We start from the raw sequence: 23,139 nt of genomic DNA, 5'->3' as shown, positions 1-23,139 counted from the left end.
CCCACCGCCGACGGTGTCGGCCGCTACAACCACTTCGACGGCAGCGGCGGCGGCTCGATCTACTGGACCTCCGACACGGGAGCCCACGAGGTCTACGGCGCCATCCGGAACCGCTGGGCCGAGCTGAACTGGGAACAAGGCCCGCTGGGCTACCCGGTGACCGGCGAGAGCCCCACCGCCGACGGTGTCGGCCGCTACAACCACTTCGACGGCAGCGGCGGCGGCTCGATCTACTGGACCTCCGACACCGGAGCCCACGAGGTCTACGGCGCCATCCGGAACCGCTGGGCCGAGCTGAACTGGGAACAGGGCCCGCTGGGCTACCCGGTGAGCGGGGAGTACGACGTCGAGGGCGGGCGCCGCAGCGACTTCCAGGGCGGGTCCATCGTGTGGGACCGGGCCACGGGAGGCACGGAGGTGCTGTTGACGGACTGACCCGGCCCGCCTCGCCGACCGGGGGTTGTCCGTGGGCACGCGAGCCGCCAGGGTGTACGCACCCGTCAGGGACCACCCGGCGTGACCGGTCCCCGACACGGACCCACCCGTGGGAGGCACCGTGTCCGCCGACGTCATCGGGCTCAGCCTGCTGGTGCTGGGCGTCCTGCTCCTGGTCGCCAAGCTCATCCGGATCAGGTCGCGGATCGCCCAGAAGCTCTTCCTCCCCAGCTCGATCATCGGTGGCTTCCTGGCCCTGCTGATCGGCCCGGAGGTGGTCGGCTCGATCGCCGAGGCGATCGGTGGGCCGGACGCCCCGCTGACCGGCGGCCTGTGGCCGGAGGAGTTCCTCGACGTCTGGGCGTCGCTGCCCGGACTGCTCATCTCGGTGGTCTTCGCGACGCTGTTCCTCGGCGAGCGCATCCCCAAGGTGAAGGAGGCCGCCGCACTGGCCGGCCCGCAGCTGGCCCTCGGCGTCACCATGGCGTCCGGCCAGTACGTGATCGGGCTCCTGCTCGCCGTCCTCCTGCTGGTGCCGTTCCTCGGCCAGGACCCGATGGTCGGCGCGCTCATCGAGGTCGGCTTCGAGGGCGGCCACGGCACCGCGGCGGGGCTGGGCGACACCTTCGCCGAGCTCGGCTTCCCGCAGGGACAGGACCTGGCGCTCGGCCTGGCCACGGTGGGCGTCGTCGCCGGCGTCGTCGTCGGCATCGCGCTGATCAACTGGGGGGTGCACACCGGCCGCGCCGAGGTGCTGGAGAGCGACGCGAAGACCTCGCTGGCCGAGCAGCGCGGGCTCTACGAGCGGGAGGAGCAGAAGCCGGCCGCGATGCTGACGGTGCGCACCGCCTCGGTCGAGCCGCTGGCCATCCACTTCGCCATCGTCGCCGTGGCCATCCTGGTCGGGCTCGCCCTGCTGGAGGGGCTGCAGGCGCTGGAGCAGCTGCTGTGGGCCGACAGCGTCGAGCTCTTCGAGTACGTGCCGCTGTTCCCGCTGGCCATGATCGGCGGCGTCCTGGTGCAGAAGCTGGTCGATCGGTTCGACGCGACCGGCATCGTCGACCGGCAGATGATGCTGCGGATCCAGGGCATCGCGCTGGACCTGCTGATCATCAGCGCGCTGGCCACGCTGTCCATCCAGGCGATCGCCGACAACTGGGTGACGTTCCTGCTGCTGGCGATCGCCGGACTGGCCTGGAACGTCGGGGTCTTCGTCTTCCTGGCCCGCCGGATGATCCCGCGGTTCTGGTTCGAACGCGGCATCGGCGACCTCGGGCAGTCCCTCGGCGTCACCGCCACCGGCTTGATCCTGATCCGGGTCGCCGACCCCAACGCCGCGACCCCGGCGATGGAGGCCTTCGGCTACAAACAGCTGGCGTTCGAGCCGTTCTTCGGCGGCGGCCTGGTCACCGCGGCGGCGCTGCCGCTGATCGCCCAGTTCGGCCCGATCCCGCTGCTGGTCTTCATGGCCGTCCTGCTGGCCGTGTCGCTGGGGATCGGCATCTTCTACTTCGGCCGTCGCTCACCGGCCGAGGAGGAGGCCCGGGTCGCGGACAGCTCACCCGACGGCGGCCCCTGACCCGGCGGCGGGTCAGCCGCGCGGGAGGACGGCGTCGATCAGGTGCGGCCCGGGCTCGGCCAGCGCGGCACGGAACTGCTCGGCCAGCTCCTCCGCCGTCCTCGCCCGGGTGGCCGGCACGCCCATCCCGGTGGCCAGTGCGACGAAGTCCAGCGCCGGCCCGCCGAGGTCCAGCAGCTTCCCGGCGCGCTCTCCCCCGCCGGCCGCCCCCACGCTCTCCAGCTCGCCGGCCAGGATCGCGTAGGCGCTGTTGTCGCAGATGACGGTGGTGACGTCGAGGCCCTCGCGCGCCTGGGTCCACAGCGCCTGGATCGTGTACATCGCACTGCCGTCGGCCTGCAGCGACACCACCGGCCGGTCCGGGCAGGCCACCGCGGCACCGACGGCCACCGGCATGCCCTGCCCGATCGCCCCACCGGTGAGGGTCAGCCAGTCGTGCGCCGGCGCGCCGACGGTCGCCGCGGGCAGGAAGTGGCCGCTGGTCAGCGCCTCGTCGACGACGATCGCCCGCTCCGGCAGCAACGCGCCCACCACCGCGGCGAAGGCCTTGGTGTCCAGCTCCCCGGTCGGCAGGTCCGGGCGGCGGGCCTCGGCCAGCTCCGGGACGGCGTCCGGTGCGACCAGCTCGGCCAGCGCCTGGAGCGCCGCGACACCGTCCTCCCCGGGCTCGGCGAGCACGTGCACGGTGCAGCCCTCGGGCACCAGCCGGCCGTCCATGCCGGGGTAGCCGAAGAACGCCACCGGCTCGGCGGCGCCGACCAGCACCAGGTGCTGCACGCCGTCCAGCTGCTTCCGGGCGCTGTCCGGCGCGTAGGGCAGCTTGAGGACGTCGGGCAGCCCGGCCCCGCGCTGCATCCGCGCGGGCGATCGCTGGGACAGCAGCCGGGTACCGGTGCCCGCAGCGACCTGAGCAGCGGCCCGCAGGCCGGGCTCGAGCACCGCGTCGCCGCCGAGGAAGAGCATCGTCGAACCGCCGAGCACGCCGGCCACCTCCTCGACCACGGAGGCCGGCACCTGCGGGGCCGGGCGCCGCGCCGGGACGGCGGCCACCCGTGCGCCCTCGCTCCAGGAGACGTCGGCCGGCAGCACCAGGCTGGCCACCTGACCGCGGGCGGCGGCGGCGATCGCGTCGGCGGTGTCCGCACCCACCTCGCTGGTCGCCAGCGACCGGCGCACCCACCCCGACACCGTGCCGGCCAGCGCGTCGATGTCGGACTCCAAGGGCGCGTCCAGCCGCTTGTGTGTCAGCGCGTGGTCGCCGACGACGTTGACCAGCGGTGTCCGGGCCCGGCGTGCGTTGTGCAGGTTGGCGATCCCGTTGCCCAGCCCCGGCCCCAGGTGCAGCAGGGTGGCCGCCGGCGAGCCGGTCATCCGGGCGTACCCGTCAGCGGCGCCGGTCGCGACGCCCTCGAACAGGGTGAGCACCGCCCGCATCTCCGGGACGTCGTCCAGCGCCGCGACGAAGTGCATCTCCGAGGTGCCGGGGTTGGCGAAGCAGACGTCCACCCCGCCCTCGACCAGGGTGCGGATGACTGCCTGCGCGCCGTTCACGGGACCTCCCGACCAGGGCCGCACTCCGGCGGGCGACCTCCACGGCAGCCTCGCACGGGGGCTCCCGCTGGGCGATCCGACTGCGGCAGGATCGCCGACATGGCCGCTGACCTGGTCCCGGAGGTGCGCGCCGCGCTGCGGGCTGCGGCCGACCCCGAGCGGGGTCGCGGCATGCAGGCCTACCTGAAGACGGCGGAGCCCTGCCTCGGGGTGCGGCTGCCCGAGGTCCGCCGGATCGTCCGGGCCGCCGCGGCGACGCACCCGGCCGACGTCGAACGGGCAGCCGGTCAGCTGTGGCGGGAGGCGTCCGCCCGCGAGGAGCGGCACGCCGCCATCGCGCTCACCGGCCTTCCGGTGGCCCGCGGTGACCTGCGGATGCTGCCCCTGTACGAGGAGATGGTCACCACGGGCGCGTGGTGGGACCTGGTCGACGGGGTCCAGCCCCGGGTCCGCGACCTGCTGCTCGCCCACCCCGCGCAGCTGAGGCCGGTGCTCCAGGGCTGGGCGCGGAGCCCGGACCGCTGGCTGCGGCGCAGCGCGGTCATCGCGCAGCTCGGAGCCAAGGAGCGCACCGACACCGCGCTGCTCGCCGAGGTGATCGAGGTCAACGCCGAGGACCCGGAGTTCTTCGTCCGCAAGGCGATCGGCTGGGCGCTGCGCGAGCACACCAAGACCGACCCCGACTGGGTGCGCCGGTTCCTCGCCGAGCACGAGCTCAGCCCGCTCTCCCGCCGGGAGGCGGCCAAGCACCTGGGCAGCTCAGCCGGCTGACCCGCAGCAGCCGCACTCCCCCGTGCCGGCGCCCGCCGACCGCCACGACATCAGCGACCCCCGGGACTGCGCCGACAGCACCGAGCCGATCGACAGCCAGGACGCGACCGACCCGATCGACGTGCTCGACCCGATGCTGAACAGCGAGCACGACGAGCCGATGCTGCCGATCGACAGCACCGAACCGACGCTGCCGATGGACAGCACCGACCCGGTCGAGCCGATCGACAGCACCGAGCCCTTCGACCACAGCGAGCCCCACGAACCCCTGCGCCGCCGACGTCTCATGCCGGCGTGTCTACCGCTGTCAGAAGGTGAGGACCAGACGTCCCCGCACGCCACCGGCCTCGAGCCGGCGGTGCGCCTCCGCGGCCTTCGCCGCCGGGAAGGTCTGCGCCACCCGGAGGGTGATCACGCCCTTCTCCACCAGCTCGCGCAACCGGTCGAGCTCGGCCTGCTCCTCGGCGTAGTCGCGCACCATCACCGGGAACACCCGCAGGTCGCGCTGCCCGTCGCCGCGGTATCCGCGGACCGTCGCGACGGCCCCGCCGTCCTTCACCGCGGGCAGCACGGCGGCGTCCTGCACCGAGCCATCGGCCAGCCCGTCGACGCCGTCGGGGAACTCCTCGCGGATCCGCGCCGCGACGTCGTCCCCCCGCCGGACCACGACGTCGGCACCCAGGTCGCGCACCAGCTGCTCGTCCTCGGGCTTGGCGTCGGCCACGACGGTCAGCCCCTCGCTCTTGGCCAGCTGGACGACGTAACCACCGAACGCCCCGGCCGCGCCGGTCACCGCGAGCACCTGGCCCGGCTGCAGCGCCATCCGGTCCAGCGCGAGCCGGGCGGTCAGGCCGTTCATCGGCAGCGTCGCCGCCGCGGCGTCGCCGACACCGTCGGGGGCGCGGGCGATCGAGCCGGCGGGCAGCACGACGTCCTCGCGGTAGCCGCCGTGGGCACCGGTCGGGACGACGATGCCCATCACGTGCTCACCGACGTGGATGTCGGTGTCCGCGCCGTCCCCGATCTCGTCCAGCACCCCGGCGACGTCCATGCCGGGCACGTAGGGGAACTCCTTCACCGGGTCACGCTGGGCGTAGGTGCCGTTGCGCGCGTAGGTGTCGGTCGGGTTGACCGCCGCGGCCGTCACCCGCACGCGCACCTGCCCCGGGCCCAGCGGCTCCTGCGGCACGTCGATCAGGCGCAGGGCCTCCGGACCACCGAACTCCGTCACTCCTGCAGCTCTCATGGGAGGTGCAAGGCGCCCACCCGCCCCGCTGTTCCACACGCCCGGGGGGCCAAAGTCGCGACTTTGGCCCCTGATGGGGTCAGCGCTTGCTGGCGTACTCCTTGAGGAGGCCGCGGCTGATGATCGTCTTCTGGATCTCGCTGGTGCCCTCACCGATCAGCAGGAACGGCGCCTCGCGCATCAGCCGCTCGATCTCGTACTCCTTGGAGTAGCCGTAGCCGCCGTGGATGCGGAACGAGTCCTGGGTGACCTCGCTGGCGAACTCGCTGGCCAGCAGCTTGGCCATGCCGGCCTCGACGTCGAAGCGGGCGCCGGAGTCCTTCAGCCGGGCCGCGCGCACCATCATCGTGTGGGCCGCCTCGACCTTGGTGGCCATCTCGGCGAGCTTGAAGGCGATGGCCTGGTGCTGGGCGATCGGCTTGCCGAAGGTCTCCCGCTGCTGGGCGTACTCGATGGCCAGCTCGAAGGCCCGGATCGCGACCCCGCAGCCCCGGGCGGCGACGTTCACCCGGCCGACCTCGACGCCGTCCATCATCTGGTAGAAACCGCGCCCGGGCTGCCCGCCGAGGACCTTGTCCGCGCCGATCCGGAAGCCGTCGAAGCTGGCGTCGGTGGTGTCGATCCCCTTGTAGCCCATCTTGTCGATGCGCCCGGGGATGGAGAAACCGGGCAGCCGCTCACCCAGGCCCGGGGTCTTCTCCACCAGAAACGTGGTCATGTTCTTGTAGGGCGAGTCGCCGCCCTCGTCGGTCTTGACCAGGAAGGCGACCAGGGTGGCGTTCTCCCCGTTGGTCAGCCACATCTTCGAGCCGCTGATGACGTACTCGTCGCCGTCCCGGGTGGCCTTCGTCCGGATCGCCGCGACGTCGCTGCCCAGCTCCGGCTCAGACATCGAGAACGCGCCCCGCAGGTCGCCGGTGGCCATCCGCGGCAGGTACTCGGCCTGCTGTTCCGGGGTGCCGTGCTGGGTGATCAGGTGCGCCACGATGAAGTGCGTGTTGATGACGCCGGAGACGCTCATCCAGCCGCGGGCGATCTCCTCGGCGACCAGGGCGTAGGTCAGCAGCGACTCCCCCAGTCCACCGAACTCCTCGGGGATGGTGAGCCCGAAGATGCCCATCTCCGCCAGCCCTTCGACGATCTCCGTCGGGTAGACGTCCCCGTGCTCCAGCTCCTGGGCCTTGGGGATGATCTCCTTGTCCACGAAGCTGCGGACCGTCGACAGGATCTCGATCTGGACGTCGGTCAGGTCCGCGGTCTGGGCCAGGCGGGTCATGCGCACACTCCTCGGGACGACGGTGTCTCGGTTACCGGCGAGTATGGGGCACGTCCGGGGCGGCTCTCCGGCGTCCCGGCCGCCCAGCTGATGCGGTTACCGTCGCTGTGGTGACGCCCCGCCACCGACTCCTCGTCCCCGCCGCCGCAGCCCTGCTGGCGCTGGCCGGGTGCGGGGCAGCCGAGGAGCCCGCCGACGGTGCGGCGGCCAGCCCGGGCACCGCCGAGCCCGCCCCGGCCGGGGCGGCCGCCGAGGCGGCGGCGGCAGCCGAGCCCGCCGCCGCACAGGACCCGGCCGAGGCGATCGTGGCCACCGCCCTGCGGGCAGCCGACCTGCCCGAGGGCTGGTCGGTGCAGGCCAACCCGGTCCCCTCGGGCGCCGACCTGGCGGGGAACCCGAGCCTCGACGGCATCTGCGGGTACACCTTCGCCTCCGAGTCGCAGCGGACGGCGAAGCAGCCGGTGGTGGGGCTGGACGCCGAGGGCACCGCGCAGCTGTCGTCGGAGGCGATCGCCTACGCGACCCCGGCCGCCGCGACGAGCGCCGTCCAGGAGCTGGTCGAGGCGTTCGCCCGCTGCCCGGTCGAGGAGTACACCTTCGAGCCGGGCCCGAGCGCGGAGGGCCTGGCCGCCAACAGCGTGGTCTTCCAGTACCGCCTCGGCGACGGCACCACCCAGGTCGTCCTCGCCCAGGCGCGAGGCCAGGTGCTCTCGGTGCTGATCGGGGACGACCCCGAGACCACGGCCGCCGCCGGCCGGTCGATCGCCACCCGCATCGCCGCGTTGCCTGCCGAGGCGGTCGGGGCCTGACCGGCACACTGACGCGGTGAGCCAGGACGACTTCTACCGCGGGGACCCGCCCGGCTACGCCGCGCCGCCGCACGACGCCCCGCCCCCCGGCGCCCCCACCGGGCCGCCGGGGTACGGGCCGCCGCCCTTCGGGCCACCCGGGTACGGACCGCCGCCCTACGGGCCGGTCGGGTACTGGCCGGGATGGCGGCGGCCGACCAACCAGCTGGCGATCGTCGCCCTGATCGCCGCGTTCGTCTTCGCCCCCGTCGGCCTGGTGCTCGGCCTGCTGGCCCGCGGCCAGATCCGGCGGAGCGGCGAGCAGGGCGACGGCCTGGCGCTGGCCGCCGTGATCGTCGGCGGCCTCGGCACGACCCTGATGGCGACCGGACTGCTCGTCTGGATCGGCCTGCTCGCCTCGATCAGCGAGGGCACGTTCGCCCCCTGAGCGAGGGCTCCGTCCTCCGCGGGACGGGGTCCTGCTACTCCGGCGGGGTGAAGCTCGAGGTGCGGGACATCCCGGCCGCGCGCCCCTTGCCGGCGATCACCAGCGCCATCTTCCGGCTGGCCTCGTCGATCATCTCGTCGCCCAACATCGCCGAACCCTTCGCGCCGCCGGCCTCCGAGGTGGCCCACTCGTAGGCGTCGAGGATCAGCTCGGCGTGGTCGAAGTCCTCCTGCGACGGCGCGTAGATCTCGTTGGCCGCGTCGATCTGGCCGGGGTGCAGCACCCACTTGCCGTCGAAGCCGAGCACGGCCGAGCGCTTGGCCACCTCCTCGAACGCCGGCACGTCGCGGACCTGCAGGAACGGGCCGTCGATGGCCTGCACGCCGCGGGCGCGGGCGGCCATCAGGATCGTCATCAGGATGTGGTGGAACGGGTCGCCCGGGTAGTCGGGGTGCAGGGCGCCGACCACCAGCGACTTCATGTTGATGCTGGCCATGAAGTCGGCCGGGCCGAAGATGATCGTCTCGATCCGGTCGCTGGCGAAGGCGATGTCGTTGACGTTGATCAGGCCCTGCGCCGTCTCGATCTGCGCCTCGATGCCGATCCGGCCGACCTCGAGCCCGTTGCTCTTCTCGATCTGGGTGAGCAGCAGGTCCAGCGCCTTCACCTGGGCGGCGTCGGCGACCTTCGGCAGCATGAGGCAGTCGAGTTCGGCGCCGGCGCCCTCGACGACCTCGACGACGTCGCGGTAGGTCCACTCCGTCGTCCAGTCGTTGACCCGGACGGTGCGGATCTTGCTCCCCCAGCCGCCCTCGTTGAGCGCGGCGACGATGTTCTTCCGCGCCCCGGGCTTGGCCAGCGGGGCGCAGGCGTCCTCGAGGTCGAGGAAGACCTGGTCGGCCGGGAGGCTCTTGGCCTTCTCCAGGAACCGGGGGTTGCTGCCCGGGACGGCGAGGTTGGAACGACGGGATCGGAGCTCGGCCACGGTGCCTCCGCTGGGGTGGCGGGGTGGGTGGACAACCCCGCTGGTCGACGTTGGTTACCGGAGAGTAGCGACGCTCCTCCGCGACTCCTCGGCCCGCGCGTGATCATCGTCGAACGGCGGCCGCCATCGGCGTGTCGAGCAGCCGTTCGCCGATGGTCGACAGCGGCGGAGCCACGCGGACGGCTACGGTCGTTCCGTGGGTCCAGACCCCTCGGTGACACGAGGACGCGACGGGGCACCGGCGGCGGCAGAGGTCGAGCAGCTGTACCGAGACGCGTCCCGGGGCGCACCGCTGGGTGAGCCACCTGAGGTCGCCGCAGTCTTCGCGGCCCTGTACGGCGCACTCCTCCCCCGACCGGACCTGCTCACCACCTCGCTGCGCGCGGACGGGCGACTGGTCGGGTTCGGCTACGGCCACCCGTGGCACTGGCCCGAGCAGTCCGACCCGTGGGGACGCCAGCTCCGGGCACGCCTCGAGGTGGCGGCGGACCTGCTGGAGGGCAGCTTCGCGGTCTGCCTGCTGGTCGTCGACCCGAGCCGCCGTCGGCAGGGGCTCGGCGGGGCGCTGCTGGACACACTGCTGGCCGAGACCGGGGAGCGTGCGTGGCTCATGACCCGCGACGAGCCCACGCCTGCACTGGCTCTCTACGAACGACGCGGCTGGCGCCGGATCGGCCACGGTCCGGATGCGCCGAACGGGCGCCCGGGCCTCGTCCTGCTGCACGACTGACAGCTCGATCGCCTTGAGTCCGCTGAACGACCCGGCCCCCGCGTGATCATCGTCGAACGGCGGCCGCCATCGGCGTGCCGAGCAGCCGTTCGCCGATGATCAACGTCGCCCCGTCCCGGATCAGACCGGATCGGCCTCCGGGGTCGGGCGCCCGCCCCGGATCACCAACGCCACCCCGATCACCACGGCGATCATCCCGGGCAGCGCGAGCAGCGGCGGGACCTGCTGCAGCAGCACCAGCGCGACCAGCAGCGCGCCCGGCACCTCCAGCAGCACCGCCAGCCCCACCACCGTCGGGCCCACCGAGGAGAGCACCAGGTTCAACAGCGTGTGCCCGAACAGCTGCGCGCAGACGGTGATCGCCGCGATCAGCCACCAGTCCCGCGCGCTGAACCCGGCCAGCGGCACCCCGACGACCAGTGCGGCGAGGGCGAGGACCACCGCACACGTCGAGTAGCAGACGACGGCGTAGGCCGAGGTGGTCAACCGCTCCCGCGCCCGGGCCCCGGCGAGCATGTAGCCACCGGCGCAGATCGCCCCCAGCAGCGCGAGCCCGTCACCGGCCAGCGCCGTCCAGGACACGGTGACGTCGACCCCGGCGATCAGCGCGGCACCCAACACCGCCAGCGCCAGCCCCCACCACACCTGCCGGGGCAGGTGGACGCCGGAGACGCGGGCGGCCAGCGCCGTCCAGATCGGCGTCGTGGTCACCAGCGCGGTCGAGGCGGCGACCGTCGTCATCGAGAGGCTGGGCAGCCAGGCGGCGAAGTGGGCGGCCAGGAACAGCCCGGCGACGACGGAACTGACCAGCTGCCGGGGTCGCAGGCCGGTCAGCGTCGCGCGCTCGTGCAGCAACACCGGCAGCAGCAGGACCGCACCGGCGGCGTTGCGCCAGAAGGCGATCGCCAGGAACGAGGTGGCCACCATCGCGGTGAGCGGGCCGGAGAACGACACCCCGATGACGGCGACCGCCATCAGCCCCACCTCCCGGCCGCCCGGCCGGTGCACCGCCCAGGGCGACACCGACGGCGCGGCGGCGCCCGCCCCGCGCGCCGGGGACCGGGGCGGGGCGGCGGGATCGGTCACCGCGCCGGGACCCGGATCGTGCCGCTGGCGATCGGCAGCACGGTGCCCGCGACGGTGGCCGCGGTGGCCCGGCCGCCGGCGGCGGTGACCGTGCAGGACAGCACGGACGGCCGGCCGAGCCGCTCGCCCTGCCGGATCGTGTACTCCGTCGTCCCGTCCGCCGGCACCAGGCCGGTCGCGGCCAGCCAGACCCCCGTGCCCAGCGCCGCCGAACCGGTGGCCGGGTCCTCGCCCCAGCGCAGGTCGCCGGCGAACACCCGGGCGTACGCGGTGGCCGTGGCGCCGTCCCAGCTGAGCACCGAGACGCCCTCCCCCACGCCGAGCAGGTCCAGCGCGCCCTGGTCCGGGCGCGCCCGGTCGACCGCGCCCGGCTGCACGGCCAGGTACGCGAAGGGCAGGCCACAGCCGGCCACGTGCACCGGGGAGTCGGCCAGGTCCGCGGCCGACAGCCCCAGCGCGGCCGCCAGGACGGCGGGGTCCGGACCCGGCTCGAGGGTCGGCCGGCCACCGCCGAGGGTCGCCCCCGCGTCGTCCACGGTCAGGCCGAGGACGCCGACGCCGCACTCCTGGCGCACCCGCCCGGCGGGCAGCCGACCGGTGCGGACCAGCGTGTGCGCGGCCCCGACGCTCGGGTGCCCGGCGAAGGGCAGCTCGGCGAACGGCGTGAAGATCCGCACCCGGTAGTCGGCGTCGGAGGTGGTGGGGGCACAGAGGAACGAGGTCTCCGAGAGGTGGAACTCGAAGGCCAGCGCCTGGCACTGCTCGGTGGTCAGCTCGTCGGCGTCGAACACCACCGCCAGCGGGTTGCCGGCATAGGGCCGGGGCGCGAACACGTCCACGACCTCGTAGCTGAGTCGATCGGGTCCCGGAGCCGCCACGACGGCGACGGTAGCCTTCCGCTCCGGTGGCCGAGTTCCCGAGGTCACCGCCGGCCACTGGTCCCCGGACCTACGCAGCATCGAGGAGGGGCCAGTGACGACGGTGACGAGGGCGTACGTGTCCCGGGTGGCCGGGTTGACCGTCTTCGACCCCAACGGCGACCGGGTCGGCAAGGTCCGCGACGTGCTGATCGCGCTGCGGGTGGGCACTGCCGCGCCGCGGGTGCTGGGTCTCATCGTCGAGGTGGTGCCGCGGCGCCGGATCTTCTGCCCGATGGGCCGGGTGACCGGCGTGGACTCCGCCTCGGTGCGGCTGTCCTCGGGCACGGTGAACCTCAAGCGCTTCGAGCAGCGGGCCGGGGAGACCCTGGTGCTGGGCGAGCTGCTGGACCGGCGCGTGACCATCCAGGAGTCCGACCGGCCGGCTGCCGTCGTCGACGCCGCGATCGAGCAGACCCGGACCGGTGACTGGGTCGTCTCCCGCCTCGCCGTCCAGGAGCCGGGCCGGCTGGGCCGCCGCGGGCAGCTGCACCAGCTGGCGTGGGACGAGGTCAGCGGGCTCGCCCTGCCCGAGACCGGGCAGAGCGCGGAGACGCTGATCGCCACCTACCGCGAGCTCAACGCCGCCGACGCGGCGCACGCGCTGCAGGAGCTGCCGATCAAGCGGCGGCACGAGGTCGCCGAGGCGATGGACGACCCCCGGCTCGCCGACGTGCTCGGCGAGCTGCCCGAGGCCGACCAGATCACCATCCTGGGCACCCTGAAGGAACGGCGGGCCGCCGACGTCCTGGAGGAGATGGACCCCGACGACGCCGCCGACCTGCTGGCCGAGCTCTCCACGCTGGACCGGGACCGGCTGCTCGAGCTGATGGAGCCGGACGAGGCCGAGCCGGTGCGCCAGCTGCTGAAGTACTCCGAGGACACCGCCGGCGGGATGATGACCAGCGAGCCGGTGATCCTCGCCCCCGACGCGACGATCGCCGAGGCGCTGGCCCGGGTCCGCACCCCCGAGCTCTCCCCGGCGCTGGCCAGCCAGGTGTACGTCTGCCGGCCGCCCTCGGCCACGCCGACCGGGCGGTACCTGGGGCTGGCGCACATCCAGCGGCTGCTGCGCGAACCGCCGTCCGGGCTGGTCAGCGGGGTGCTGGACGACCTGGAGCCGCTGCGGCCGGAGACCCCGCTGACCGAGGTCACCCGCTACTTCGCGACCTACAACCTGGTCGCGGCGCCGGTGGTCGACCCGCAGGGCCGGCTGGTCGGTGCGGTGAGCGTCGATGACGTCCTGGACCACCTGCTGCCCGAGGACTGGCGCGAGAGGTCCCGCCGTGGCTGAGGCCGAACGCCGCGCCGACCTGCGGCTGGACCAGCCCCGCACCGCCCGGGGGATCGGCAGCTTCCTGCGACTGGACCCCGACGCGGTCGGCCGGTTCGCCGAGGGGATCGCCCGGTTCCTGGGCACCGGCCGGTTCCTCGCGGTGCAGACGATCCTCGTGATCGTCTGGATCGCGCTGAACGTCGTCGCGGTCGACCTGCGCTGGGACCCCTACCCGTTCATCCTGCTGAACCTGGCCTTCTCCACCCAGGCCGCCTACGCCGCACCGCTGATCCTGCTCGCGCAGAACCGGCAGGCCGACCGCGACCGGATCCAGGCCGAGGAGGACCGCAACCGCGCGGCGCAGACCCGCGCCGACACCGAGTACCTGGCCCGGGAGCTGGCCTCGCTGCGGGTGTCGGTCGGCGAGCTGGCCACCCGCGACTTCATCCGCGGCGAGCTCAACCGACTGGTGCCCGAGGACCCGGACGACGAGGCCGCCGAGCGCAAGAAGAAGAACAAGAAGCGCCGCGAGGCGGCCGCCGACCCCGTCGGCTGAGGGCCTCAGCCGCGGACCGCGGCGAGCGTGGCGACGACCGGGTCGCCGCCGGCGGTGTCGACGACGGTGTGCCGGTCGTGCCACTGGTCGACCCGCCGGGCCCGCACCTGCTCCCAGGTCGGGAGGACGTGGCCGGGGAGGTCGGCGGGACGCTCCTCGACCCGGCGCCGGTGCTCGGCCCGGTCGGTGCAGATCAGCCGCACCCAGTGCACCGGGATCCCGTGCCGGATCGCCAGGTCCCGGAACGGCCGGCGGGCGGCGGCGACGTCGAAGACCGCGTCGACCAGCACGTCGGTGCCGGCGGTCAGGCAGGTGTCGGCGGCGGCCAGCGCCAGGTCGTAGCCGTGCGCGCCGACCTCGGCCGGGGTGGGCACCAGGCCCTGCCGGAGCAGGGCGACCTCGAAGGCGTCGACCCGCAGGTGGGCCGCGCCCAGCGCGCCGGCCACCGATCGGGCGACCGTCGTCTTCCCGACCCCGGGCAGGCCGCCCAGCACGATGAGCACCCGCTCAGCCCAGCAGGTCGCGCAGCAGACCGAGGAGCACCGCGGCCACCCCGGTGAGCGGGAGCGTCAGCGCCGCGGCCCACAGCCGGGTGCGCAGGTCACGGGCCAGGACGACGACGAGCACCAGTGCGACGACGACGTCGGCCACCGCCTGCACCGGGTGGACACCGGCGTCGGCCAGCGCACCACCGCCCAGGGTGATGCCGGCGGCCATCGCCAGCAGGGCTCCTGGCAGCCACCCCGAGCCCCGGGTCGCCACGTGCGCCGCCACGGCGGTGGCCGGCACCGCGGTGGCGGAGAGGACCAGCCAGGCGACCAGCAGCCGGACGGACCAGCCGAAGTCCAGGACCAGCGCGGCCCACGCGTAGTAGGCGACGGTCATCGCCGCGAAGAACACCCCGGCGCGGAGGGCGGCCGCCGCCGGCGAGGGCGCCGACCAGCCGATCAGCGCGACCACCAGCACCCAGGCGGCGGGGTAGCTGCCCAGGTCGGCGGCCCACCGCCAGCCCGACTCGTCGCCCGCCTTCGCCGCGGCGCCGGTCAGCAGCCCGGCGAGCAGGGCCAGCACCAGGGGCGCCCGCCGGCGGGCCGGTGCCTCGATCGTCGCCGTCACGGCACCGATCGTGCCGCCGCCGTCCGCCCAGCTCTGTCCGCCGCGCCGCACGGTGGTGATCAGCTGCACAGCGAGCAAGCTTGCACACCGTGCAGCGAGCGGCGCATCCTGAGCGCATGACCGAGCGAGGGCTGCGTGAGCGGAAGAAGGCCGACACCCGGGCCGCGCTGGCCGCGGCCACCCTCCGGCTGGCGATCGAGCTCGGCTGGGAGAACGTCACCGTGGAGGCCGTCGCGGCGGCGGCCGACGTCTCCTACCGGACGTTCTTCAACCACTTCTCCGCCAAGGAAGAGGCGCTGCTGTTCCCCGGCGGCACCGACCAGCCGCGGCTCTCCGCCCGGCTGCGTGCCCAGCCGGCCGGCAGCGGCGTGCTCGCCGCCGCCCGCGCCGCCCTGCACGCGGACCTCACCGAGCTCGAGGCCGACGCCGCGGCGCTGCGCGACCGGATCACCGTCGTCGCCGGCAACCCCTCGCTGCTCCCCCGGCTGGTGGAGATCGGTGCGGCCGACGAGCGGGAGGTCGCGGTGGCGATCGCCGAGCGGACCGGCCAGACCGCGGAGACCGACCTCTACCCCGGCCTCCTCGCCGCGGTGCTGTCCGCCGCCGTCCGGGTGACCTTCTCCCGCTGGCACGCCCAGCGCGGCGCCGTCCCGCTCACCACCCTGCTCGACGAGGCGCTGGACGCACTGGCCGCCGGCCTGCCCGAGCCCACGCACTGACCCCCGGAAACCACCGATCCGCACCATCGACAGGAGCACCATGTCCGCCACCACGGAGACCGACCCGGCCGGCGCGGCCAGCACCGAGGCCAGGATGAGCCGACGGGAGGTACTCCAGGCGCTGTCCGGCCTGATGGTGGGCATCTTCGTGTCCATCCTGGCCGCGACCGTCGTCTCCAACGCCCTGCCGGTGATCATCGCCGACCTCGAGGGCAGCCAGTCGATCTACACCTGGGTGGTCACCGCCGAGCTGCTCGCGATGACGGCCTCGGTGCCGCTGTGGGGGAAGCTCGCCGACCTGGTGAGCCAGAAGCTGCTGGTTCAGCTCTCGCTGACCCTCTTCGTCGCCGGGTCGCTGCTGGCCGGGTTCTCCCAGGACACCACGATGCTGATCGTGGCCCGGGTGGTCCAGGGCATCGGCGCCGGCGGCCTCACCGCGCTGGTGCAGATCGTGATGGCGGCGATGATCCCGCCGCGCGAGCTGGGCCGGTACGCCGGCATCTTCGGCGCCGTGTTCGCCGTCGCCACCGTCGCCGGGCCGCTGATCGGCGGCGTCATCGTGGACACCGCGTGGCTCGGCTGGCGCTGGTGCTTCTTCATGGGCGTGCCGTTCGCCCTGGCCGCGATCGTGCTGCTGCAGAAGACGCTGAAGCTCAAGCAGGTCACGCGCGACGACGTCCGGATCGACTGGCTGGGCGCGCTGCTGATCACCGCCGGGGTGAGCACCCTGCTGATCTGGGTGACCCTGGCCGGCAACGACTTCGACTGGCTCTCCAGCACGACCGCGCTGATGGTCGGTGGCGCCGCAGTGCTGCTCGCCCTGGCGCTCTTCGTCGAGTCGCGGGTGGCCGAGCCGGTCATCCCGCTCGGCATCTTCCGCAACCGCACCGTGACGCTCACCGTGGTCGCCAGCGCGCTGGTCGGCATCGCGATGTTCGGCGGCACCGTCTTCCTGTCCCAGTACTTCCAGATCTCGCTGGGCTACTCCCCCACCGAGGCCGGGCTGCTCTCGCTGCCGATGATCGGTGGCCTGCTGGTCTCCTCCACCGTCGCCGGCGCGCTGATCACCAAGACCGGCACCTGGAAGCGGTTCCTGGTCGCCGGCGGCGTGCTGATGACCGTCGGCTTCGGCCTGCTGGCCACCATCGACGCGCAGACCTCGATCTGGCTGCTCGGCGCCTTCATGGTCGTGCTCGGCGTCGGCGTCGGCCTGCTGATGCAGAACCTGGTCCTGGCCGCGCAGAACGACGTGCCCGCCCGGGAGCTCGGCTCGGCCACCTCGGTGCTGTCGTTCTTCCGCAGCCTCGGCGGCACGATCGGGGTCAGCGTGCTGGGCGCGGTTCTGGCCAGCCGGGTGGCCGGGGACCTGGCCGTGCTGGGCGGCGGTACGGACGGCGGCGAGACCACCGTCCCCGACGTCTCGGCCCTGCCGCCGGAGGTCGCCCGGGTGGTGCAGGACGCCTACGGCAACGCCACCGCCGAGCTGTTCCTGATCGCCACCCCGCTGGCCGCGCTGGCCCTGCTGGTGGTGCTCTTCATCAAGGAGAAGCCGCTGAAGACCACCAGCGGTGCGGAGCGGCTGGCCGAGGAGCAGGCCCAGCTGCCGCTGGCGCACTGACCGGTCCGGGCGGCCGCCGCGCTCCGGTCAGCCGGTCCAGCGGTACCCGTTCTCCGGGCGTCCTGCGGCCCCGTACCGGGGTCGGACGGCGGCCAGCCCGGACCGCTCCAGGTGTTCCAGGTACCGCCGGGCGCTCACCCGCGCGAGGCCGCAGCGCTGACCGACCTCGCCGGCCGACAGGTCCTCCGCGGGGCTGCTGGCGAGCGTCCGGGCGACGAACTCCAACGTCCGGGGGGACAGGCCCTTGGGCAGCGGGGCGGCCGGGGGCCGTTCGTTGACCCGCCGCCGGGTGGAGAAGAGCCGGTCGACGTCGCTCTGCTGCAGGCCCCGCCCGGGCTCGGCCGTGCGGCGCAGCAGCTCCACCCGGTGCACCCGGTAGGCCTCCAGCCGCTCCCGGAACGCGCCGAGGGAGAAGGGCTTGACCAGGTAGTCGACGACACCGGTGGTCATCGCCGCCCGGACCGTCTCCACCTCCCGTGCGGCGGTGATGACGATGACGTCGGGCTGGGGGCCGGACAGCGACCGGAGTCGCCGCAGCACCTCGACCCCGGAGAGGTCCGGCAGGTGGATGTCCAGCAGCACCAGGTCCGGGGCGAGGACCTGGACGGCCTCCAGCGCCTCGACCCCGCGGTGCACCTCCCCCACCACCTCCAGGCCGGGCACGGACTCCACGTAGCCGCGGTGCACCGCCGCGACCGCGAAGTCGTCGTCCACCACCAGCACCCGCACCGTCCGCTCACCGGTCACGGCGTCGTGACCTCGGCCATCGCCGGGGCGGGAGCCCCGAGGCGCACCTCGACGCGGGCGCCGCCCAGGGGTGCGGAGCTGACCGTGGCCGAGCCCCCGCGGCGGGCCGCGATCCGGGCCACCAGCGCGAGGCCGATGCCACGGCCGTGGTCGGCGGCGGCCGCCCGCTTGGTCGTGACGCCCACATCGAAGACCCGGGCCCGGTCCTCCTCGGCCACTCCCGGCCCGTCGTCGTCCACCCGCACGACGAGCCCGCCGTCCGGGTCCGGCCCGAGGAAGACCGTCACCGTCCCGCCGGTCCCGGTGGCGTCCATCGCGTTGTCCAGCAGGTTGCCGAGCACGGTCACCACGTCGTCCCCGCTGCCGGACCCCAGGGACGAGCCCGGGACGAGCGACAGCTCGATGCCGCGCTCGTGGGCCACCGCCGCCTTGGCGAGCACGAGCGCGGTCACCGCCGGGTCGGCCACCTCGGCCAGCGACCGGCCGTCGAGCAACTGACCACCACCGGCCCGGTCGATGAAAGCCACCGCGTCGGACTCCCGGCCCAGTTCGATCAGCCCCTGGATCACGTGCAGCTTGTTGCTGAACTCGTGGGCCTGGGCGCGCAGGGTGTTGGTCAGGTTGCGCTGGCCGTCCAGCTCCCGCAGGGCGCCGGCCAGCTCGGTGCGGTCGCGGAGGGTGAGCACCTCGGCGACCCGGCGGCCGCCGACGACCGCCGGGGTCCGGTTCGCCACCAGCAGCCGCTCCCCGGACAGCACGAGTTCGTCGGTCACCGGGCGGTCGCCGGCGACCAGCGGGAGCATCGCTGCGTCCAGGACCTCGGCGGCGGGGCGGCCCACGACGTCGTCGGCCAGGTCGAGCAGCCGCGACGCCTCGTCGTTGACCAGGACGACCCGACCGCGGTCGTCGACGGCGACCAGGCCCTCGCGGATGCCGTGCACCATCGCCTCACGGGTCTCCAGCAGCCGCGCGATCTCCTCCGGCTCCAGCCCGAAGATCCGGCGGCGGACCAGCCGGACGACGAGCACCGCACCGAGGGAGCCCAGCAGCGCCGCACCGCCCAGCCAGGCGACCAGCGCCGGCGCGTCCCGCCGGAACTCGGCGGCCAGCTCGGTCTCGAGGATCCCGACCGACGCAGCCCCGATCACCCGGCCGGAGTCATCCCGCACCGGCACCTTGGCCCGCAGCGACTCCCCCAGGGTGCCCTGCTCGGTGCCGACGAAGACCTCACCGGCGAGCGTGGGGCCCGGATCGGTGGAGACCCGCTGCCCGATCCGGGTGCGGTCGGGGTGGGAGTACCGGACCCCCTCGGCATCGGTGACCACGACGAAGGTGACCCCGGACGCCTCGCGGATCAGCTCGGCCAGCGGCTGCAGCGTCGCGCTCGGGTCCGGCTCGCCGTAGGCCTGCACGACGCTGGGCAGCCGCGCGGTGCTGCTGGCCACGGTGAGCACCTGCTGGCGGTACGCGTCGCGGATCTGCTGGTACTGCAGCTGCACGGCCACCGCGCCGGCGGCGACGACCACGACCAGCACGATGCCGACCTGCAGCAGGAGCAGCTGCACACCGAGGGGCATCGTCCGGCGGGGCATGGTCCGGCGGGGCACGTCCCCAGTGTGCCGCCCACCCGGTCGGATGTGGCACAGACCACAAAGACCGAAACAACCAGTACGACCGCGACGTTCCCACCGCGCAGCGGCCTTCCTAGCGTCCGAACCGAACCGAGCCGAGCCCGGCCCGGCGGACGAGGAGGTCCACCCGATGTCCCGAACCCTGAGTGCACGATCCCGCACCGCCGCCCGCCCCTGGCGGCTGACCGCGGTGGCCGGCGCGTCCCTGCTCGGCCTGCTCACCGGCTGCAGCGACTCCGGTGGTGACGGCGGGACCGACGCCCAGGCATCGGTCGGCCGCCTGGAGCTGATGGCCCCGGCTGATCCCGGCGGCGGCTGGGACTCGACCGCCCGGGCGCTCGCCGCCTCCATCGAGGAGGCCGAACTCGCCGACAGCACCCAGGTCACCAACGTCGGCGGTGCCGGCGGCACCGTGGGCCTGGCCGAGCTCGCCAACGAGCGCAGCGAGGAGTTCCTGATGGTGATGGGCCTGGTGATGCTGGGCGCCATCGAGACCAACCAGTCCCAGGCCACGCTGGAGGACAGCACCCCGATCGCGCGGCTCACCGCCGAGGACGAGATCGTCGTCGTCCCCGCGGACTCGCCGTACCAGGACATCCAGGACCTGGTCGACGACATGAAGGCCAACGGCCGGTCGGTGTCGATCGCCGGCGGCTCGGCCGGCGGGACCGACCACATCCTCGCCGGGCTGATCGCCCAGGCCGGTGACGTGCCGATCGAGAACCTGAACTACGTGGCCTACTCCGGCGGCGGTGAGTCCCTGGCCGCGCTGCTGGGCAGCCAGGTCTCCGCCGGCATCTCGGGTGTCTCCGAGTACGCCACGCAGATCGAGGCCGGCGAGCTGCGCGCGCTGGCCGTCTCCGGCGCCGAGCGGGTCGAGGGCATCGACGCCCCCACGCTGACCGAGGCGGGGCTGGACGTCGAGCTCAGCAACTGGCGCGGGGTCGTCGGCCCGCCGGACCTGTCCGACGAGGCCCGGCAGAACCTGATCGACCTCGTCGACGAGGCGGTCCAGTCCGACGCCTGGCAGGAGCGGCTGGAGCTCAACGACTGGGAGGACACCTACCTGTCCGGCGACGAGTTCGACGCCTTCCTCGAGGAGGAGCAGCAGCGGGTGCGCGGTGTCCTGCAGGACATCGGGCTGGTGGAGTGAGCTCCTCCGCAGCCGCGCAGGACCACGCCCGCACCGGTACGCCGGGGCGGGCGTGGTCCTGGGCAGAGGCTGCCTTCCCCGTGGGGCTGCTGGCGCTCGGGGTCTTCACCCTGGTCGACGCCAGCACCATCGTCGCACCCAGCTCGGTGAACACCGTGGGCCCGCAGGCCTTCCCGTACGCGGTCGGGGTCCTGCTGGTGCTCACCTCCCTCGCCCTCTTCGTCGACCTGGCCCGCGGGCGCGGTGGCGCCGCCGAAGAGGGGGAGGACGTCGATCCGTCGGCCACCACCGACTGGCCCACCGTGCTCAAGCTGACCGGGTCCTTCGCCGCCCTGGTCGTCCTGGTGGAACCCCTCGGCTGGCCCATCGCGGCGACCGTGCTCTTCGGCGGTGCCGCCTGGTCGCTGGGCGCCCGCCCGTGGTGGCGGCCCGTGCTCGTGGGGGCCGTGCTCGCCTTCACCACGCAGATCCTGTTCACCCAGCTGCTGGACCTCTACCTGCCGGCCGGACCACTGGAGGGGGTGAGCTTCCTTGGGTGACTTCGGCGCGCTGGTCGACGGGTTCGCCACCGCCCTGCAGCCGATGTACCTGCTCTACGCGCTGATCGGCGTCACGTTGGGCACCGCCGTCGGCGTCCTGCCCGGCATCGGCCCGGCGATGACCTTGGCGCTGCTCCTGCCGCTGACCTACTCGCTGGAGCCCACCGCGGCCTTCATCATGTTCGCCGGCATCTACTACGGCGGCATGTACGGCGGGTCGACCACGTCCATCCTGCTCAACGCCCCCGGTGAGTCCTCCTCCATCATCACCGCCCTGGAGGGCAACCGGATGGCCAAGGCCGGCCGGGGCTCGGCGGCCTTGGCCACCGCGGCCATCGGCTCCTTCGTGGCCGGCACGATCGCCACCGTGGCGCTGACCCTGGTGGCGCCGGCGATCGCCCGCCTGGCGGTCCAGCTCGGCCCGGCGGACTACGTCGCCCTGCTGGTGCTCGCCTTCCTGACGGTGGCCGCGGTGCTGGGCTCCAGCCCGTCCCGGGGGATCGCCTCGCTCGGGATCGGGCTGTTCCTCGGCCTGGTCGGCACCGACACGCTCACCGGGCAGCAGCGGTTCACCCTGGGGCTGCCCGCGCTCGCCGACGGCATCGACGTCGTCGTCGTGGCGGTCGGCGTCTTCGCCGTCGGGGAGGCGCTGTACGTCGCGTCCCGCCTGCGCCGCGGCCCCATCCCCCTGGTGCCGGCGGGCAAGGGCTGGATGACCAAGGACGACTGGCGCCGCTCGTGGAAGCCGTGGCTGCGCGGCACCGCCATCGGCTTCCCGATCGGCACCCTGCCGGCCGGCGGGGCGGAGGTCGGGACCTTCCTGTCGTACTCGGCAGAGCGGAAGCTCTCCAAGCACCGCGAGGAGTTCGGCAAGGGCGCCATCGAGGGCGTCGCCGGCCCGGAGGCGGCGAACAACGCCTCGGCGGCCGGGGTGCTCGTGCCCCTGCTCACCCTGGGGCTCCCCACCTCGGCGACGGCGGCCATCTTGATCGTCGCCTTCCAGAGCTACGGGATCCAGCCGGGGCCGTTGCTGTTCGAGGACGAGTCGGCGCTGATCTGGGCCCTGATCGCCAGCCTCTACATCGGCAACGTCCTGCTGCTGGTGCTGAACCTGCCGTTGGTGGGCATCTGGGTGAAGCTGCTGCAGATCCCCCGGCCCTACCTGTACGCCGGCATCCTCACCTTCGCCGCGCTGGGCAGCTACTCGGTCGGCGCCTCGGTCGAGGACCTGGTCCTGCTGTTCCTCCTCGGCCTGCTGGGCTGGGCCATGCGCAACTTCGGCTACCCGATCGCGCCGGCGGTGGTCGGGCTGATCCTGGGCCCCATCGCCGAGGAGCAGCTCCGCCGCGCCCTGGCCATCAGCCAGGGCGACGCCACGGTCCTGGTGACCAGCCCCTTCGCGGCGGTCGTGTACGCGGCCCTCGTGGTCTTCCTGTTCCTGGGCTGGTGGCTGCGTCGCCGCCAGGCCCGTACCGAGGCAGAGCTGGCCGCCGCGGCCGCCACGCCTGCCGAGTCCGAGAGGAGTTCGTCATGACGATCGTGGTGGGCTACGTGCCCAAGCCGGAGGGCCGCGCGGCCCTGCGGGCGGCGGTGGAGGAAGCCGACCTGCGCGGGGAGCAGCTGCACGTGCTGAACACCTCGCGCGGGGACGCCTACGTCGATCCCTCGTACGCCAGCCCCGACGACCTCGCCGAGGTCCGCGGCCTGCTCGAGGAGACCGGCCTGACCTTCGAGCTCGAGCAGCACGTCGGCGGCCAGAGCGGGGCGGACGAGGTGGTGGCGACGGCGGCGCGGCTGGGTGCCTCGCTCATCGTGATCGGGATCCGCCGGAGGTCCCCCACCGGCAAGCTCGTCTTCGGCAGCGACGCCCAGCGCATCCTGCTGGAGGCCGAGTGCCCGGTGCTGTCGGTCAAGGCCCCGACGGCCGGCTGACCAGGGTGGGGGTCGCCGTCCCGGCGGCGACCCCCACCAG

Annotated in this window: 25 protein-coding genes; 14 read left to right on the top strand and 11 right to left on the bottom strand. The window is 73.8% G+C overall.

What is annotated here, in order from left to right:
- On the top strand, positions 1 to 435 hold a 435-nt coding region (locus O2W18_RS04355; RefSeq protein ID WP_442929121.1), incomplete at its 5' end, for an LGFP repeat-containing protein.
- Between the two features lie 121 nt (positions 436 to 556).
- Complete coding sequence (locus O2W18_RS04350; protein WP_269186330.1) at positions 557 to 2,014, top strand: sodium/glutamate symporter; 1,458 nt, start codon at positions 557 to 559, stop codon at positions 2,012 to 2,014.
- A gap of 12 nt (positions 2,015 to 2,026) precedes the next feature.
- Here O2W18_RS04350 and O2W18_RS04345 read toward each other — a convergent pair whose 3' ends face one another.
- Entirely contained in the window at positions 2,027 to 3,565 is a 1,539-nt protein-coding gene (locus O2W18_RS04345) for an acetolactate synthase large subunit (protein ID WP_269186329.1), read from the bottom strand.
- 99 nt (positions 3,566 to 3,664) lie between these two features.
- Here O2W18_RS04345 and O2W18_RS04340 point away from each other — a divergent pair, with 99 nt between their 5' ends.
- Positions 3,665 to 4,336, top strand: a complete 672-nt coding sequence (locus tag O2W18_RS04340; protein WP_269186328.1) for a DNA alkylation repair protein — start codon at positions 3,665 to 3,667, stop codon at positions 4,334 to 4,336.
- Here O2W18_RS04340 and O2W18_RS04335 read toward each other — a convergent pair.
- The 3 genes from O2W18_RS04335 to O2W18_RS04325 form a co-directional block, all read right to left on the bottom strand.
- Positions 4,325 to 4,624, bottom strand: coding sequence for a hypothetical protein (locus O2W18_RS04335; protein ID WP_269186327.1), 300 nt, complete (start codon positions 4,622 to 4,624; stop codon positions 4,325 to 4,327). The genes O2W18_RS04340 and O2W18_RS04335 overlap by 12 nt on opposite strands.
- Before the next feature lie 19 nt (positions 4,625 to 4,643).
- On the bottom strand, positions 4,644 to 5,582 hold the full coding sequence (locus tag O2W18_RS04330; protein ID WP_269186326.1) for a quinone oxidoreductase family protein: 939 nt from the start codon (positions 5,580 to 5,582) through the stop codon (positions 4,644 to 4,646).
- 79 nt (positions 5,583 to 5,661) lie between these two features.
- Positions 5,662 to 6,858 (bottom strand): acyl-CoA dehydrogenase family protein, encoded by a 1,197-nt coding sequence (locus O2W18_RS04325; RefSeq protein WP_269186325.1) that lies wholly within the window; start codon positions 6,856 to 6,858, stop codon positions 5,662 to 5,664.
- A 110-nt stretch (positions 6,859 to 6,968) separates the two neighbouring features.
- On the opposite strand from O2W18_RS04325, the gene O2W18_RS04320 reads away from it, so the two are divergent.
- Both O2W18_RS04320 and O2W18_RS04315 read left to right on the top strand, forming a co-directional pair.
- Positions 6,969 to 7,667, top strand: coding sequence for a hypothetical protein (locus tag O2W18_RS04320; RefSeq protein WP_269186324.1), 699 nt, complete (start codon positions 6,969 to 6,971; stop codon positions 7,665 to 7,667).
- Positions 7,668 to 7,683: 16 nt separating this feature from the next.
- Positions 7,684 to 8,094 carry a DUF4190 domain-containing protein gene (locus O2W18_RS04315; protein ID WP_269186323.1) on the top strand — a complete coding sequence of 137 codons (411 nt, stop codon included), beginning with the start codon at positions 7,684 to 7,686 and terminating at the stop codon, positions 8,092 to 8,094.
- A gap of 34 nt (positions 8,095 to 8,128) precedes the next feature.
- Here O2W18_RS04315 and O2W18_RS04310 read toward each other — a convergent pair whose 3' ends face one another.
- Positions 8,129 to 9,079 carry an HpcH/HpaI aldolase/citrate lyase family protein gene (locus O2W18_RS04310; protein ID WP_269186322.1) on the bottom strand — a complete coding sequence of 317 codons (951 nt, stop codon included), beginning with the start codon at positions 9,077 to 9,079 and terminating at the stop codon, positions 8,129 to 8,131.
- A 214-nt stretch (positions 9,080 to 9,293) separates the two neighbouring features.
- On the opposite strand from O2W18_RS04310, the gene O2W18_RS04305 reads away from it, so the two are divergent.
- On the top strand, positions 9,294 to 9,809 hold the full coding sequence (locus tag O2W18_RS04305; RefSeq protein WP_269186321.1) for a GNAT family N-acetyltransferase: 516 nt from the start codon (positions 9,294 to 9,296) through the stop codon (positions 9,807 to 9,809).
- A 120-nt stretch (positions 9,810 to 9,929) separates the two neighbouring features.
- Here the strand turns inward: O2W18_RS04305 and O2W18_RS04300 are convergent, their stop codons facing one another.
- Together O2W18_RS04300 and O2W18_RS04295 are read right to left on the bottom strand one after the other, a co-directional pair.
- Complete coding sequence (locus O2W18_RS04300; RefSeq protein ID WP_269186320.1) at positions 9,930 to 10,895, bottom strand: DMT family transporter; 966 nt, start codon at positions 10,893 to 10,895, stop codon at positions 9,930 to 9,932.
- The gene (locus O2W18_RS04295; protein ID WP_269186319.1) at positions 10,892 to 11,773 is read right to left on the bottom strand and encodes a PhzF family phenazine biosynthesis protein; all 882 of its coding nucleotides are present in this window, start codon (positions 11,771 to 11,773) and stop codon (positions 10,892 to 10,894) included. The genes O2W18_RS04300 and O2W18_RS04295 overlap by 4 nt, the downstream gene beginning before the upstream one ends.
- A 94-nt stretch (positions 11,774 to 11,867) precedes the next feature.
- On the opposite strand from O2W18_RS04295, the gene O2W18_RS04290 reads away from it, so the two are divergent.
- Together O2W18_RS04290 and O2W18_RS04285 are read left to right on the top strand one after the other, a co-directional pair.
- On the top strand, positions 11,868 to 13,106 hold the full coding sequence (locus O2W18_RS04290) for a magnesium transporter MgtE N-terminal domain-containing protein (RefSeq protein ID WP_036337575.1): 1,239 nt from the start codon (positions 11,868 to 11,870) through the stop codon (positions 13,104 to 13,106).
- Positions 13,099 to 13,644 (top strand): DUF1003 domain-containing protein, encoded by a 546-nt coding sequence (locus tag O2W18_RS04285; RefSeq protein ID WP_052091390.1) that lies wholly within the window; start codon positions 13,099 to 13,101, stop codon positions 13,642 to 13,644. The genes O2W18_RS04290 and O2W18_RS04285 overlap by 8 nt, the downstream gene beginning before the upstream one ends.
- A 5-nt stretch (positions 13,645 to 13,649) precedes the next feature.
- Here O2W18_RS04285 and O2W18_RS04280 read toward each other — a convergent pair whose 3' ends face one another.
- Positions 13,650 to 14,147 carry an AAA family ATPase gene (locus O2W18_RS04280; RefSeq protein ID WP_269186318.1) on the bottom strand — a complete coding sequence of 166 codons (498 nt, stop codon included), beginning with the start codon at positions 14,145 to 14,147 and terminating at the stop codon, positions 13,650 to 13,652.
- A 4-nt stretch (positions 14,148 to 14,151) separates the two neighbouring features.
- On the bottom strand, positions 14,152 to 14,829 hold the full coding sequence (locus tag O2W18_RS04275) for a DUF6518 family protein (protein ID WP_269186733.1): 678 nt from the start codon (positions 14,827 to 14,829) through the stop codon (positions 14,152 to 14,154).
- A gap of 47 nt (positions 14,830 to 14,876) precedes the next feature.
- Here O2W18_RS04275 and O2W18_RS04270 point away from each other — a divergent pair, with 47 nt between their 5' ends.
- A complete protein-coding gene (locus O2W18_RS04270) occupies positions 14,877 to 15,479 on the top strand; it encodes an acyl-CoA-like ligand-binding transcription factor (RefSeq protein WP_269186317.1) in 603 nt (200 codons plus the stop codon).
- Positions 15,480 to 15,519: 40 nt separating this feature from the next.
- Positions 15,520 to 17,097, top strand: coding sequence for an MDR family MFS transporter (locus tag O2W18_RS04265; RefSeq protein ID WP_269186316.1), 1,578 nt, complete (start codon positions 15,520 to 15,522; stop codon positions 17,095 to 17,097).
- Positions 17,098 to 17,124: 27 nt separating this feature from the next.
- On the opposite strand, the gene O2W18_RS04260 is transcribed toward O2W18_RS04265, so the two are convergent.
- Positions 17,125 to 17,844 (bottom strand): response regulator, encoded by a 720-nt coding sequence (locus O2W18_RS04260; RefSeq protein ID WP_269186315.1) that lies wholly within the window; start codon positions 17,842 to 17,844, stop codon positions 17,125 to 17,127.
- Positions 17,841 to 19,451 carry an ATP-binding protein gene (locus O2W18_RS04255; protein WP_269186314.1) on the bottom strand — a complete coding sequence of 537 codons (1,611 nt, stop codon included), beginning with the start codon at positions 19,449 to 19,451 and terminating at the stop codon, positions 17,841 to 17,843. Before O2W18_RS04255 ends, O2W18_RS04260 begins: the two co-directional genes overlap by 4 nt.
- Positions 19,452 to 19,605: 154 nt before the next feature.
- Between O2W18_RS04255 and O2W18_RS04250 the strand changes: the two genes are divergently transcribed.
- The 4 genes from O2W18_RS04250 to O2W18_RS04235 are packed head-to-tail and all read left to right on the top strand — an operon-like array spanning position 19,606 to position 23,099.
- Positions 19,606 to 20,628 (top strand): Bug family tripartite tricarboxylate transporter substrate binding protein, encoded by a 1,023-nt coding sequence (locus O2W18_RS04250; RefSeq protein WP_269186313.1) that lies wholly within the window; start codon positions 19,606 to 19,608, stop codon positions 20,626 to 20,628.
- Positions 20,625 to 21,167 carry a tripartite tricarboxylate transporter TctB family protein gene (locus tag O2W18_RS04245; RefSeq protein WP_269186312.1) on the top strand — a complete coding sequence of 181 codons (543 nt, stop codon included), beginning with the start codon at positions 20,625 to 20,627 and terminating at the stop codon, positions 21,165 to 21,167. Before O2W18_RS04250 ends, O2W18_RS04245 begins: the two co-directional genes overlap by 4 nt.
- Positions 21,160 to 22,701, top strand: coding sequence for a tripartite tricarboxylate transporter permease (locus O2W18_RS04240; RefSeq protein ID WP_269186311.1), 1,542 nt, complete (start codon positions 21,160 to 21,162; stop codon positions 22,699 to 22,701). Before O2W18_RS04245 ends, O2W18_RS04240 begins: the two co-directional genes overlap by 8 nt.
- Complete coding sequence (locus O2W18_RS04235) at positions 22,698 to 23,099, top strand: universal stress protein (protein ID WP_269186310.1); 402 nt, start codon at positions 22,698 to 22,700, stop codon at positions 23,097 to 23,099. Before O2W18_RS04240 ends, O2W18_RS04235 begins: the two co-directional genes overlap by 4 nt.
- The last annotated feature ends 40 nt before the right edge of the window (positions 23,100 to 23,139 follow it).

It is taken from the genome of Modestobacter sp. VKM Ac-2983 (genome assembly GCF_026967885.1).
Lineage (GTDB): Bacteria > Actinomycetota > Actinomycetes > Mycobacteriales > Geodermatophilaceae > Modestobacter.
Note: the sequence above shows the minus strand (reverse complement) of the source record. Positions and strands in the feature narration are given on the sequence as shown.

Excerpts from the sequence above, each read along its gene's own strand:
- O2W18_RS04340 (WP_269186328.1), top strand. The coding sequence starts at position 3,665 with ATGGCCGCTGACCTGGTCCCGGAGGTGCGCGCCGCGCTGCGGGCTGCG.
- O2W18_RS04335 (WP_269186327.1), bottom strand. The coding sequence starts at position 4,624 with ATGAGACGTCGGCGGCGCAGGGGTTCGTGGGGCTCGCTGTGGTCGAAG.
- O2W18_RS04330 (WP_269186326.1), bottom strand. The coding sequence starts at position 5,582 with ATGAGAGCTGCAGGAGTGACGGAGTTCGGTGGTCCGGAGGCCCTGCGC.
- O2W18_RS04325 (WP_269186325.1), bottom strand. The coding sequence starts at position 6,858 with ATGACCCGCCTGGCCCAGACCGCGGACCTGACCGACGTCCAGATCGAG.
- O2W18_RS04270 (WP_269186317.1), top strand. The coding sequence starts at position 14,877 with ATGACCGAGCGAGGGCTGCGTGAGCGGAAGAAGGCCGACACCCGGGCC.
- O2W18_RS04265 (WP_269186316.1), top strand. The coding sequence starts at position 15,520 with ATGTCCGCCACCACGGAGACCGACCCGGCCGGCGCGGCCAGCACCGAG.
- O2W18_RS04250 (WP_269186313.1), top strand. The coding sequence starts at position 19,606 with ATGTCCCGAACCCTGAGTGCACGATCCCGCACCGCCGCCCGCCCCTGG.
- O2W18_RS04235 (WP_269186310.1), top strand. The coding sequence starts at position 22,698 with ATGACGATCGTGGTGGGCTACGTGCCCAAGCCGGAGGGCCGCGCGGCC.